This window comes from Pseudomonas sp. ANT_J12 (assembly GCF_008370045.1).
GTDB lineage: Bacteria > Pseudomonadota > Gammaproteobacteria > Pseudomonadales > Pseudomonadaceae > Aquipseudomonas.
Genome location: NZ_VOBN01000002.1, coordinates 215474 through 228980, shown reverse-complemented (window position 1 = coordinate 228980; position 13507 = coordinate 215474). Strand labels below are relative to the sequence as shown.

8 protein-coding genes are annotated in these 13507 nt (G+C 62.3%); 7 read left to right on the top strand and 1 reads right to left on the bottom strand.

The window, feature by feature from the left end; all coding sequences use genetic code 11:
- Positions 1 to 430 precede the first annotated feature (430 nt).
- Genes FQ192_RS06895 through FQ192_RS06885 form a run of 3 tightly spaced genes read left to right on the top strand, consistent with a single transcriptional unit; the run spans position 431 to position 3246 of the window.
- A complete protein-coding gene (locus tag FQ192_RS06895) occupies positions 431 to 1537 on the top strand; it encodes a diguanylate cyclase (protein ID WP_149657924.1) in 1107 nt (368 codons plus the stop codon).
- On the top strand, positions 1530 to 2465 hold the full coding sequence (locus FQ192_RS06890; RefSeq protein WP_149657923.1) for an iron-sulfur-binding ferredoxin reductase: 936 nt from the start codon (positions 1530 to 1532) through the stop codon (positions 2463 to 2465). The genes FQ192_RS06895 and FQ192_RS06890 overlap by 8 nt, the downstream gene beginning before the upstream one ends.
- Before the next feature lie 31 nt (positions 2466 to 2496).
- Complete coding sequence (locus FQ192_RS06885; protein ID WP_149657922.1) at positions 2497 to 3246, top strand: enoyl-CoA hydratase-related protein; 750 nt, start codon at positions 2497 to 2499, stop codon at positions 3244 to 3246.
- A 254-nt stretch (positions 3247 to 3500) separates the two neighbouring features.
- On the opposite strand, the gene pyk is transcribed toward FQ192_RS06885, so the two are convergent.
- On the bottom strand, positions 3501 to 4952 hold the full coding sequence (gene pyk, locus FQ192_RS06880) for a pyruvate kinase (protein ID WP_123600008.1): 1452 nt from the start codon (positions 4950 to 4952) through the stop codon (positions 3501 to 3503).
- Between the two features lie 172 nt (positions 4953 to 5124).
- Between pyk and FQ192_RS06875 the strand changes: the two genes are divergently transcribed.
- The 4 genes from FQ192_RS06875 to FQ192_RS06860 all read left to right on the top strand — a co-directional run bounded on the left by FQ192_RS06875 (position 5125) and on the right by FQ192_RS06860 (position 13507).
- Complete coding sequence (locus FQ192_RS06875; protein ID WP_149657921.1) at positions 5125 to 5499, top strand: tol-pal system YbgF family protein; 375 nt, start codon at positions 5125 to 5127, stop codon at positions 5497 to 5499.
- A gap of 247 nt (positions 5500 to 5746) precedes the next feature.
- Positions 5747 to 6106, top strand: coding sequence for a PilZ domain-containing protein (locus FQ192_RS06870; protein ID WP_149657920.1), 360 nt, complete (start codon positions 5747 to 5749; stop codon positions 6104 to 6106).
- A 1450-nt stretch (positions 6107 to 7556) separates the two neighbouring features.
- A complete protein-coding gene (locus tag FQ192_RS06865) occupies positions 7557 to 9755 on the top strand; it encodes a hypothetical protein (RefSeq protein ID WP_256672233.1) in 2199 nt (732 codons plus the stop codon).
- Between the two features lie 149 nt (positions 9756 to 9904).
- Entirely contained in the window at positions 9905 to 13507 is a 3603-nt protein-coding gene (locus FQ192_RS06860; RefSeq protein ID WP_149657919.1) for a Tc toxin subunit A, read from the top strand.

Sequence of the window (13507 nt, the reverse complement as noted above, 5' to 3'; positions counted from 1 at the left end):
AGTTCCAAGCAGTACGCGAACGGCTTCAGCTTGCGGCTTGAAACTTGAGACTTGTAGCTGATCCTCTGTCACACCGGGGCTGCTGGCGCGACGCTAAAAAGGCGCGGCAGTATAACGCGGCTCGCTGGCGGGTACACATTGGCTTTTGGTCGGAGTTGACCTGTGGCGAAGGAGCTTGCTTGCGCTGGAGTGCGAAGCGCTCCCCCTCTTTTCAGGTAAGGAGAGGGGCCGCTTCGCAGCCCGGCGGGAGCAAGCTCCCTCGCCACAGAGGCGTTTATGCCCATAAACAGGAGTCAAGCGGGCCATGCTTTTGACGCCAGTTTTCCGCTTCCAAAATTGAATGGTCATTTATCGGTCGCGCCACTAAAGTGGCCATCGGCCTGTAGAGTAGGACACTCTTTCAGCCTCTTTTCCTTTGGTGAGTCAACGATTGACCCATAACGCCATCCAGCGCCTGTTGCTCAAACGTTTTGCCCTCGCGGCCGGCACCTATGCCCTGGCATTACTGCTGCTGTGGCTGGCGTTTTTCACCGGGCACTTCGATGCGCCCCTGGCCAGTGTCGCGATTGGCAGCGCAATGGTGGTCATCACGCAGGCGGCGCTGTTCGCGGTGTTCTACAGCGGCTGCAATCTGCGCTTCGCCGACCCCAGCCTGACCGAAGTCCAGGTATTGCTGGGCCTGGGCTGGCAAACCTGGCTCATCTCTCACCTGGACGAAGCCCGCGGCGCGTTCCTGGTCTTCTATATCCTGATTTTGCTGTTCGGCCTGTTCCACCTCTCGCGTCGGGCCTTTGTCCGTTGTGCGTTGCTGGTGTTCTTCAGTTTCAGCGCCATCACGCTGTGGGAGGGCTACCACTTCCAGTTGGCCGACCCGGCCCTGGCGCTGTTGCAGGTGTGCGTGCTGTTTATCGTGCTGGTGTGGCTGGTGCTTTACGCCCGATACGTCCAGGCCTCGCGCCAACTGATGCGCCAGCGCCGCTTCGCCTTGCAAGCGCACCAGGACACCCTGCGCGGGATGATGCGCCAGCTCGAAGACCTCGTCGCCACCGATGAACTCACCGGCCTGTTCAACCGCCGCCACTTTCTGCGCCTGGCTTCCCGGGAGCTGAATGCGATGGACGCTGGCGTGGTCCACGGTTTGGCGCTGATCGACCTCGACCACTTCAAACGCATCAACGACGTACACGGCCATGCCGCCGGCGACCAGGTGTTGCAAGCCTTCGCCGGGGTGGCCACGGCCTGCCTGCGCGACGGCGATGTACTGGCCCGTTACGGCGGCGAAGAATTCGTGGTGTTGCTGCCCGACTGCGATGCCGAGCGCCTGACCTCTTGTTGCGAACGCCTGCGCATTGCTTTCACCGATGTCGAGTTGTTCGGCCTGAGCGTCAGCAACCTCAGCCTGAGCGCCGGTATGACCCTGCTGGAACTGGGCGACGACCTCGACGACGCCCTGCAACGGGCCGACCAGGCGCTGTACCGGGCCAAGCGCGACGGCCGCAATCGTTGCGCGGCGGCGTGGGAGAACATCGATGCCTGAGGTCCGGGTCGGCGAACGCCAATGGTCGGTGGCGGCGGGCAGCAACCTGCTCGATGCCCTGAATCAGAACGGCGTCTCCGTGCCTTACAGTTGCCGCGCCGGCAGTTGTCATGCGTGCCTGGTGCAATGCGTGCAAGGCCTGCCCGCCGACAGCCGCCCCGATGCCTTGAGCGCGGAGCAACGCCAGCAAGGTTGGCGTCTGGCCTGTCAGTGTTCGGTGATCGAAGACTTGCAGGTGCACACGTTTGATCCGCAACAGGATGCTCGTCCGGCCGAGGTCGCAGCCGTCGATTGGCTCAGCGCCCATGTGCTGCGCTTGCGCCTGACCACTCAGCGGCCATTGCGCTACAGCGCCGGCCAGCATCTGGTGTTGTGGGCCGGTCACGTGGCGCGCCCGTATTCCCTGGCGAGCCTGCCGGATGAAGACCGATTCCTGGAATTCCACCTCGATTGCCGCCAGCCCGGCGAATTCAGCGACGCCGCGCGTCAGTTGCAGATTGGCGACACCCTGCGCCTGGGCGAACTGCGCGGCGGCGCCTTGCATTACGACGCCGACTGGCACACCCGGCCCCTGTGGCTGCTGGCCGCCGGCACTGGGCTGGGGCCGTTGTTCGGTGTGCTGCGCGAAGCGCTGCGTCAGGATCACCAGGGCGCCATCCGCGTCATTCACCTGGCCCATGACGCCGACGAGCACTATCTGGCCAAACCCCTGCAAGCCATGGCCGCCGGCCGCGAAAACCTCACGGTCGAACTCTGGACCCCGGCCGAGTTGCCCCAGGCGTTGGCGCAACTGCGGCTTGTTTCCCGGCAAACCCTGGCCTTACTCTGCGGTGGCCCCGACAGCGTCGACGCCTTTGCCCGGCGCCTGTACCTGGCGGGACTGCCGCGCAATCAACTGCTGGCCGACGTGTTCCTGCCCCGTGGTTGAGCGCTGATCGTTTAACGACGCGAGACCCGCCATGCCCGATGCCATCCAGATTGAACGCGAACGCGGTCTGCTGACCCTGCGTCTGAACCGCCCCGACAAGAAAAACGCCCTGACCCGCGCCATGTACAGCCACATGGCCGAAGCTCTGAAACACGCCGACAGCGACCCGCAAATCAACGCCGTGCTGATCACCGGCAGCGCCGAGTGTTTCACCGCCGGCAACGACATCTCCGACTTCCTCCAGCAACCGCCGAGCAGTCTCGACAGCCCGGTGTTCCACTTCATGCTCAACCTGCTCGACTGCCGCAAACCGGTGATCGCCGCCGTGGCCGGGGCGGCGGTGGGGATTGGCACTACGTTGTTGCTGCACTGCGATCTGGTCTACATCAGCCGCGACGCACGTTTGCGCATGCCGTTCGTGAATCTCGGGTTGTGCCCGGAATTCGGCTCCAGCCTGATCCTGCCGCGTTTGCTCGGCCACGCCAAAGCGGCGGAATTGTTGCTGCTGGGCGAAGGCTTCAGCGGTGAACAAGCGGCGGCGTGGGGCGTTGCCACCGAAGCGCTGGGCAGTGGCGAAGCGGCGCTGGCCAAGGCGCGGGAGATGGCGTTGAAGTTTGAAGCATTGCCTGTTGAAGCCGTACGCATCAGCAAGCAATTGATGAAAGCGCCGGACCGGGCATTGATTCGCCAAGTGATCGAGGAGGAGGGCGCGTTGTTTACCCAGCGGCTGCGCTCGCCGGAAGCGCTGGCGGCGTTGTCGGGGTTTATCAACCGGCGCTGAGTGATCGTTCCCACGCTCTGCATGGGAATGCCTCAACGGACGCTCTACGTTCGGCTCTGTGGGACGCGGAGCGTCCCGGGCTGCATTCCCACGCGGAGCGTGGGAACGATCATCAATATTTGGAATGCGTCCCCCCCTGTAGGAGCGAGGCTTGCCCGCGAAGGCGCCGGCCCAGGCACCACATCCCCCAGATCAGAAACCAAAAAGCCCCGCCATTCACAGGGCGGGGCTTTTGATTTTCAGCAACCGGTCACTCAGACCATCGGATCGCCAACGTGCAGGATTTTCATGCCGTTGGTGCCGCCGATGGTGTGGTAGCTGTCGCCCTTGGTCAGGATGACCCAGTCGCCTTTTTCCACGACGCCGCGCTTGAGCAACTCGTCGATCGCGGCCTGGCTGACTTGCTCAGGTGGCAAGGACGCCGGGTCGAATGGCACGGTGTAGACGCCACGGAACATGGCGGCGCGGGCCTGGGTTTCGCGGTGCGGGGAGAACGCGTAGATCGGCACCGAGGAACGGATGCGCGACATGATCAGCGGCGTATAGCCACTTTCGGTCAGGGCGATGATCGCCTTTACGCCCGGGAAGTGGTTGGCGGTGTACATGGCCGCGAGGGCGATGGACTGGTCGCAGCTTTCGAAGACCTTGCCGATGCGGTGGCTGGAGGTCTTGCTGGTCGGGTGCTTTTCAGCGCCGACGCAGATGCGCGCCATCGCTTGCACGGCTTCCAGCGGGTACAGACCGGCAGCACTTTCAGCCGAGAGCATCACGGCGTCGGTGTAGTCGAGCACGGCGTTGGCCACGTCGGACACTTCGGCGCGGGTCGGCATCGGGTTCTGGATCATCGACTCCATCATCTGGGTCGCGACGATTACCGCCTTGTTGTGGCGGCGTGCATGCAGAATGATTTTCTTCTGAATGCCCACCAGCTCGGCATCGCCGATTTCCACGCCCAGGTCACCACGGGCAACCATGACAGCGTCGGAGGCTTTGATCAGGGCATCGAGGGTGTCGTCGTCGGCCACGGCTTCGGCGCGTTCGATCTTCGCCACCAGCCAGGCCGTACCGCCGGCCTCGTCGCGCAGTTGACGGGCGTATTCCATGTCGGCAGCGTCGCGCGGGAAGGACACGGCGAGGTAGTCGACTTCCATTTCGGCGGCGAGCTTGATGTCGGCCTTGTCTTTTTCAGTCAGGGCCGGGGCAGTCAGGCCACCGCCGCGACGGTTGATGCCTTTGTGGTCCGACAGCGGACCGCCGATCAGCACGGTGCAGTTCAGTTCGGTGGCGGTGGCGGTATCGACGCGCATCACCACGCGGCCGTCGTCGAGCAGCAGCTCGTCGCCCACGCCGCAATCCTTGACCAGGTCCGGGTAGTCGATGCCGACCACTTGCTGGTTGCCTTCGGTCAGCGGATGGCTGGTGGAGAAGGTGAATTGATCACCGATCTTCAGCTCGATCTTCTTGCCGGCGAATTTGGCGATACGGATTTTCGGGCCTTGCAGGTCACCCAGCAGGGCGACGAAGCGGCCGTGCTTGGCGGCGAGGTCACGCACCAGCTTCGCGCGAGCCTTGTGCTCGTCGGGGGTGCCGTGGGAGAAGTTCAGGCGGGCGACGTCCAGGCCAGCCAGAATCAGCTGTTCGAGAACTTCCGGCGAGTTACTGGCCGGGCCAAGGGTAGCGACGATTTTGGTGCGACGGACGGACATGCATAGACTCCTGAGTTCAAGCGCTGAGTGAGGCTACTATGGTCTTTGGATGTAGTCATTGTTCGGATGCACTACTTATTCGTTTGTTTCTTGAAACGAATACTTTTGGTTACAGGCAGCCTGAAGATTTCCGCCGACGGGTCGATACAGAGCTCAAGACAGGAGAACCCTCATGCGATTTGCGCTCATAGCCGTCATTGCCCTCAGCGTCACGGGCTGCACCCGTTGGTCGATGAACCATCATTTGAATAACGCCTACAGCGCCTATGACCGGGGCAATTGTGAGCAGGTGATGCTCGAATTGTCCAAGGTCGACCGCGCCAGCCGTGCGCGCCGTTATGTACAGCCGGAAGTGTCGATGATGCGCGGCCAGTGCCTGGAACGGCAGAAGCTGTTTATCGACGCGGCCCAGACGTACCAGTACATCATCGCGTCGTACCCGCAAAGCGAATACGCCTACCGCGCTCGTGCGCGCCTGGAAACCCTGGAATCCCTTGGCCACTATCCGACCCGCAGCGCGCCGGTTGTGCGACCAACCCGCTTCTGATGACAGATCTCATACAAAGGCTGGCCGGGTGTACAGGTTCAGCTATAGTCGAATAAATCGGCTTCAGAGCCTTTTCCTCTGAACCGACGCAACACCTGCGACTGGCAGCGGTAAAAGTGGCAGCGGTCTGGATGGACTGTCACACCGGAAGCGGGGAGAGCGTGCCCATCCTGCATCTATAAAGCAGAAGGCCCGTTCCGAAGCATTAGTGCGGCTCTGCTTAAGAGCCTTGCGTAGCGAATTCAGCATGTTTACTGACCGCCGGATCGAGCGGCATCAACTGCCGTATTTTCTGAAAGTGTTCAACAGCGTCACCGACAAACCCATCGGCTTTCTCGGCAATGTGTCCGAAGATGGCCTGATGCTGATCAGTCAGTTGCCGATGATGATTGGCGCTGATTTTGACTTGCGCCTGAAGATTCCCGCCAGCGACGGCTGCACGCAGATCATTGATGTGTGCGGCAGTTGTTTGTGGTGCCATGAAGACGCCACGCCCCACCACTATGACGCCGGGTTCAGCCTGCAACGGGCTCCGCCGGAGTATGGGCAATTGGTGAGTGCGTTGAGGCAGTACTTCAGTTTTCAGCCGTTGCCTGCTTCGGCCTGATGTCGGCGGTGTCTATCGGTCTCCTGTAGGTGCAAGGCTTGGCCGCGATGGCAGCCTCGAAATCGCCATCGCGGGCGGGCCTTGCTCCTGCAAGGGCAGCGCTGAAACTTGGGTCGCGCAGATCGCCGGCTCATTCTCCAGTGACTTCTCCACCAGCAACAACCCCATCTAGGGGTGGCGGCTGCACACTGGTTAGTCGACCGGAAGGACCATGAAAACTGGCGCGTCCGAAGGCGCCCTGCGCACAGCCAACATAACGTTCAGGAAGGGGGATAGGGACATCCCGACCGTCTGATGGATCTTGTGCAATTTTCATGGACCTCCCGGCGACTAAACCCGGCCGCTGCCAATCAGCGACATGGATCAAATTACGGGGCAGGCCAAAAGTCCACAAGCCGGCCGATTCCGAGGGGCTTGTAGGCAAAGGCGCAAGGCTACGTAGGTCTCAAAAAATGTGGGAAAAGTCCGTAGGGCCGTTCGTCTGAACTGTCAGTTATTACAGGTAGGCAGGGGCAAGGGCATGGCTTACAAAAGCATGAACCGTTGTTGTCCGAGGCCGAGGGCTCTCCCCATGACTGATGAAACCGACCTTCCTGAAACAGGCGAACCCGACGCCGGCGAACCACTGGCCGACAGCCCGCCCTACGTTATTTCTCCCCGCGACACTAGCGTCAAAAACGGAGATGTGACGGTCGTGGGGGGCGGCCATGCGCGGCGCAATGTGCGAGTGGTCACCCCGGGTAAAGAAGATTACCGCAGCGATGAAATGCAAATGGGCGGCGACGGGCAGTTCAGGTTGCGATTGAGAACCCCGCTCGCGCCCGGCCATCACCACCTACAGGTTCTGCAATGGCTGAGTGATCGGGAAAGCATCCAGCGTACTCCGGAGTTTTACGTCTCGGTGGTGCCCAAGCCTGTCGTTCGGTCTCCATCCAACGGGGCTAATGTGGGTGTCTTCCCCTTACCTGTTGTGACTGGGGATACCGGGGCACCCTATGCACAGGTGACCATTCACCGCAGCGGTGACGGCAACACGGTGTACGGCGAAGGCGTGGTCGATACTTCGGGCAATTGGCGTGTTCAACTTGTGAAAGCATTGCCTGGCGGCAGTTTCAGAGTCGCTTGCAGGCAGACGCTACACGGCTTTGCATCGGATTGGGGTGACCCGGGGCACGTGTGGACTGTCACCCTGCCGACCATTTCGTCTCCGCTACCGAATGCATTTCTCCCAACGGGCAGCGGGAGTTTCTTCAGGGGCAGCGCTGAACCAGGATGGACGGTGGAGGTGGTCGATGCCGCTAATCTTGCCGAAACGCTTGGCAGTGTTGTCGTCGTTGACGGCACTAGACGCTGGGCGTGTCCCGTCATTTTAACGTTGCCCACCCGTACTGTTGCCGTCAAGGCCAAGTACTCGCTAGCGAATCTCTCTCAGGTCGTCTATTCGGAGCCCTTGACCTGCAAGATCCTCGGTACCCCCACCATCACCCGGCCCACCGGCGTGGTCGATACAACCTTCAGCGTGGCCGGCACCAACGGCTTTCAGGGTGCCGTGGTCGATATCTACACTGACTTGAGCAATACCCACCACGGGCAAGCGGGGGTGGTCACCGCGCCCGGCTGGAGCCGCTTCATCACGGTTGATCCGGGGGTTGTGACCCTGGTGGCGCAGCAAACCATACAAGGGGTTTCTTCCTTGCGCGGTACGCCGGTCACCTTCAAGGTTCGGCCATCCAGACTGACCTCGGTGTCGGTCACTGCGCTGGCCGATAGCGGCCTGAGGTTCTCGGGCGCGGGTCATAAAAACGCCACTGTCGATGTGATTAAACTCAGCGGGCCGGGCTCGCAGACGATACCGCCGGTCACGGTCAGCAATAACGGCACCTGGAGCGTGGACTCCGCCAATTGGCCGCTGGGCCGATACAGCTTTAAGGCCACGCAAAAAGTGCCCGATAACATCGGTGGCTGGATTGTTTCCTCGGAGTACACCTTCAGCTACACCATCGAGTTGCCGCGACCCACGGTGGATTACACCGGCGATTACACACCGGTGTTCTCTGGCACGGGCTACACCGGTGCCGCTGTGGTGCTGTACGGCCCCGCTGGCGGAAACAAAGTCGCGCCGGATGCGCAAGTGAGTGGCGGGCGCTGGTCCAGTACGGCGTCTGCAGAGTGGGGCCCGACCTTTAAGCGCAAGGTTGACCTGCGACAGGAGTTGAACGGGCATGTCTCCGGTTGGGAGGAGCTGGAGGTGACCATTGCGCCTCTGCCGCCAGTCATTACCGAGATCACGGGGGGCGATGACAGCCAGCTGTCGCCGACCATCAAAGGCACCTGCTGGATCGAGGCGGTGGTGAATCTGGTCTACAGCGATGCTCCGACCATCGTGCATCCCGTCACCATGACCAACGGCAACTGGACCCATCGTCGCGCCACCCCGTTCACCCCCAATGTGACGCATACGGTGACCGTCACCCAGACCGCCGGGCAACAAACCTCACTGCCCGCGTCGCGGAATTTCCAGGTCAGTAGAGCGCTGCACAAACCCGTGATCACCTCTCCCGTGCGCGAGGCAGAAGTCGCGCGTGACCTGACGGTGCGCGGTCAGCTAGGCGTGGCCGGTGCGTCCATGCAGTTGCGCGTTGACGGCATCAATGCGGCCCCTCCCCAGCAGTTGATAACGGATGGCGAGTGGTCCATCGCCCTCACGGGCCTGGCCTTCGGCCGCCGCATCTTCGATGCGCAACAGACCCTGGACGGTCGGCCCTCCGAACTCAGCGACCCGGTCGCGGTGATGGTGGTGCTGATGCCCCCGGTGTTCACGGTGCCGCTGCCGGGCGGCAAGGTACCGCGCGCGGCGACGATTGCCGGTAAGGGAACGCCCGGCGCGAAGGTCCAGGTGTGGGAGGAGGGGCGCGAGGACTTGTTGCTCATGGAAGTGCCGGTCGGCTTCGATGGCTGTTGGGAAGGTGCGGTGAACCTGCCGGTGGGAGTGATCACGCTACAGGCCCGGCAAACCATGGAGGCGCAGAAGGAGGCGTCCGGAGAAAGCTCGCCGGTGACCTGCGACGTGGTGCCCGACGCGCCCTGGATTGAAACCCCGGTCAAGGACGGGGAGATCGGGCGCGTCACGGTGGTGTCCGGTTTCGGCGAGCCGGGGGACACGATCACGATCAGCCTGGACGATGCCGCACACACCGTGCTCGGCAGTACGCCGGTGCTGGAGGATCGCACCTGGTCGGTGGCCGTGACGCTCACGCAACCCGCTGGTGCTCAGGTGTTGGTGGCGGTGGCTTCGTTGGACGGGTTTGAATCCGATCGCTGCGCTCGGCAACCGGTTGTATTGGGCAGCTACTCGCCGGTGATCGATACGCCGCAGGCGGGGCGCTGGGTCGCGGAGCCCGTGAACTTCAGCGGCCAGGGCCGGCGGGGCACCGGCGAGGTAACGAGCTGGTACAACCCCGAGTACGTGTGGGCACCGGCGCTGGCTGTCAGCGCCCAAGGCTGGCAAGGCTGGTCGGTCCGACGATTGTCGGCGGGCGGCAATTGGTGCCGTTTCAAGCAAACCATCGTCGATGGCGCGGATGGCTCAACGATTTCCGATTGGGTGCAAAGCCGGCGCTTTGAAGTCCCCGGGCCACCGCCGCGTTAACGGCCAGCGCCGTAAAAGCGCTCGTGTCTACTGTCACTTCTGACAGTAGACGCTTCTGCTCTCCAGGCGCAGATTCGCACTATACAGACCTACTTTTCCGCGCGGCGAGCCGCCGTTCGGGTACTTGCATCCATTCGAGGAGCCTGGCCATGGCAGATTCCGGTCAACGTCCCATCCAGCAATTGTTCGAGCAGGTGTTTGGCGAGAACCAACGTGCGGCTTACACCGACCTGAGCACGTACATCGAGCAGGGCGGCTCGGTGTTTCCCTTGGTGGAGCAGGGTGTGCAAGGGCTGGTGCGCGATTACGGGATCAGTCGTGATGACGCGCAGCAGTTCCTGCGCCGGGCCAATAGCCTGGCGGCGTATGTCCGCCGCCGTTTTATCGAGCAGAGCCTGACGGGGTCCGGAGCGCTCGCCGGCACACCGTCGAGCGGGCTGCTGTCGCTGGTGCAGGGACCGAGTTTCGAGCAACTGTTCCAGACCGATTTCGACACATTGTGCCCGCCCGATGCCCTGGAGTCCGTGACCTCTCCGGTGGCGTACTGCATTGAGCTGTTGCGCTGGATCCGCGACCGCGTCGAGCCCTGCGGCAAGGACGACGGGGACGGCGGGGACAAGAAACTGCCCCTGCATGATCGGCGCAAGGATCTGAAAGCCTTGGCGGTGGATTTCAATGCAGTGCATCAGTCGGTGTCGGCGGTGGATATCATCGTTTCCGTGCTCGAGACCTTTATCAAGGGCGAAGGAGGGGCGGCCGATCTGGAACAGGCCTTGATCGACGCGCGCTACCCCAATGGGCTGCCGTACTACCAGCACTGGGTCACCCTGGATGCGGTTGCCCGCCATCACGGGATGTCGGTGGGGAATTTTGTGCACATGGTGGACGAATCCTTCCCGTATTTCCTCCTGCCCAAGGCCTGGAATGGCGACGCCAAACGGGCCCTGATCCACGCCTCGCGACTGGGGCCTTATCAGCGGCTGTTGTTGACGGAATCAGCGGTGCCCGAGGACGGGCGGGACGAGTTTTACTTGGCCAGTTTCGGTGCCGCCGATGTCTCCTGGCAAAACCTCAGTCAGGTGCCCTTTTTCGGTGAGCGCACCAAGCTCGATGCCCGGGGCGTCGAGGCGCTGTTGTCGGCGCGGGATTTCGCCCCGACACGCTCGGCAAATGTCTTGGTGTATGCGACTGCACCCGAGAATGGGGAGGCCGAAAGCGAGCGTTCGGGCTCGGTCTATCTCAATGCCGCCAAGAGCCCGGCGGTCACGATCAATTACAGCGAAGCGGGCCAGAAGTTCCACCGTTTGAGTGCCATCCCTGGGGCCGATTTTGGACTTTTCGACCGGTTGAACCGCAAGGTGCGCCTGGACCAATGGCTGGAATTGCCCTGCGATCAGGTGGACGCGCTGCTGGTGGCGGCGATGCAGGCTGAGAAGCGCGACGTCGCCAACCCTTGGTGGATCAGCGAGGCTACGGTGCAAGCCATTGGCTTGTTTCAGTCACTGCGCGAGCGCTATGGCTGCACCGCGCCGGACTTCGCGGTGTTTATCGACGAGATGGCGATCTACGGCCGGGGCGATGCGCTGTCGCAATTCGACCTGGTGTTCAACAACCAAGGCGCCTTTCAGTCTCCCTTGCTCCTGGATAACGGGGACTTCCCGATCATCCCGGTGCCGGGAGGCATGGACCTGACGGTCAACCGCTTGTGCAGTGGCCTGGGCATCGATCTGAAGACCTACCACTACCTGGCACTGGCGATTGCCCGGGCCCATGGCCTGAGCAGCACATTGAAGCGCAGCCGGTCGATCATCTCGGCGTTCTTCCGCTTGGTGAAGTTGCCGCGCCTGTTGGGCATCACCCCGGTGGAGGGCGTGCTGATGCTGACCGCTCTGGGCGGCAACAGCTGGGTCGATGTGCTGGCGGGTGTCCCACAGATCAAGGCCACCGCCAGCGGCGAAGAGGCGCCCGATGTGCTGAACCTGATCTATGCCCTGCATTCTTGCGTGGGCTGGTGCCGGGATCGCGACTTGCCAGTGCTGTGGATGTTGCAGCAGGTGTCGCCACCGGCGGCGCTGGCCGTGGCCTCCGCACAGGAACGCCAGTTCATCGAACAGTGCCGCAACCTGCTGCCTGCCGCGCTGTTCAGCAACGCCTCCGTGCTGATGGCGGGCGTACCACCGCTGCCCAGCGCCGACTGGCTGGACTTGCTGGGCTCGCTGGTGGATGCCTCGGGGTTGGTGCTCAACCCTGACGGCAGTGAAGCCGATTATCTGGAGCGCGCCCGGGAAAAACTGGGTAAGGCGGTGGACGATGGCCTCGGCGAGGAGGATGCCGTTCTGGTCGAGCGCATGCTCGCGGTGCTGCTGCAGGCGCGTGACGCCCAGGCCTCGGTGGCCCGGGAAAGCCTGGCGGTGTACACCGGCCTGGATGCCGAGCGCGTGACCAGTGTGCTGGTCTGGGCCAACAGCACGGTTTATCAACTGTTGCGCCAGGTGCAGGAACGGGCCGAGCGCGCGCTGGAAGGCGCGTTTAATGACGACGAAACCGACCCCTTGCTCATGCTGCTGGCCGAAGTGCGGCAGCGCAGCAACGTGGCATTGCAACTCGACCTGAGCGCCACGTTGCTGCAGGACTATTTGCAGTACGGCTACAAGGCCTGGCTGGGTCAGAACGACCCTTACGATTTTTCGCTGCGCGCTCTGTATTACTTCTCGGCACTGACCCGCGCCTTCGAGCTGAGTGAGCAACCGGCCGGGAAGCTGCTGGATTACCTGCGCGAGGTCAACGCGCTGCCTGATCAGATCTCCAATGAAGCGCTGGACCTGGCGCAAAAAGCCGCCTCGATTCGTCTGGCCGCGTTTTTCGACTGGAGCGTGGAGGAGGTGCGGGCCTGTGTCGCGTATATCGATCCCGACAAACGCCTGGTGAAGAACCTGTCCCAACTGGACCTGCTGATGCGCATCCGCGTATTGGCGCGGCACACCGGTATGGACGCCTCGACGGTGTTGCGCGTCGGCTGTTTACCGGAGGCAATCGACAAAGAGGCGTATCGGGCTGCTGCGGAAAGTGCCTTGCTGAGCCTCACGGAGTCCCGTGCGGCGATGACGTCCTACCGGGACGAGGCGCCCGAACAGATCGTCAAGATCAACTGTGTCCTGGACAAGGTCGACGTGGTGGCGAACAACCCGGAGGACAAGATCACCTTCACCGTGACGGTCAAGGACCCCGACGACAAGGCTATTCCCCATGTCGATGTGTACTTTCAGGCCAGCCTGGGCACGATCGCGAAGGCCAGGACCGACGAGAACGGCATCGCCACCGCGCAGTACTTGGGCAAGGTTCTGGGGAGCGAGGCGCCGTTGTACTGGCTGGATCTGATAGACCCCAAGTACGCCGAGACCGTTCACGTCATAGCGGATGTGAAGTCGTTGACGATAAGGCCGGCGGAGAGGTCCCAGCCACCGATAGGGGCGGTGCCGTTGGGCCAGCAAGTCGAGGTTTACGGCACGCTCAAGGATCGTTACGGCAACCTTGGCCAAAACCAGTTGGTGGACTGGGTCTGGGTGTCGCTGAGTGATACAGACTCTGCGACTGTCCGGCCGGGTCAGGGGTTCAGCAATCAGGAGGGCCTGGTGCGGACCTTTCTTTCCAGTGATGAAGGTGGAAGCTTCGAGGTCAGCGTCATTATCCAAAGCGCCAATACCAAGGTGGTGTTCGAGCCCATCGAATTTGCCGGCAATGGCGCCGAATGA

Bases quoted from the DNA above. Each gene is read 5' to 3' on its own strand.
- FQ192_RS06890 (WP_149657923.1), top strand. From the start codon at position 1,530: ATGCCTGAGGTCCGGGTCGGCGAACGCCAATGGTCGGTGGCGGCGGGC.
- FQ192_RS06885 (WP_149657922.1), top strand. From the start codon at position 2,497: ATGCCCGATGCCATCCAGATTGAACGCGAACGCGGTCTGCTGACCCTG.
- pyk (WP_123600008.1), bottom strand. From the start codon at position 4,952: ATGTCCGTCCGTCGCACCAAAATCGTCGCTACCCTTGGCCCGGCCAGT.
- FQ192_RS06875 (WP_149657921.1), top strand. From the start codon at position 5,125: ATGCGATTTGCGCTCATAGCCGTCATTGCCCTCAGCGTCACGGGCTGC.
- FQ192_RS06870 (WP_149657920.1), top strand. From the start codon at position 5,747: ATGTTTACTGACCGCCGGATCGAGCGGCATCAACTGCCGTATTTTCTG.
- FQ192_RS06860 (WP_149657919.1), top strand. From the start codon at position 9,905: ATGGCAGATTCCGGTCAACGTCCCATCCAGCAATTGTTCGAGCAGGTG.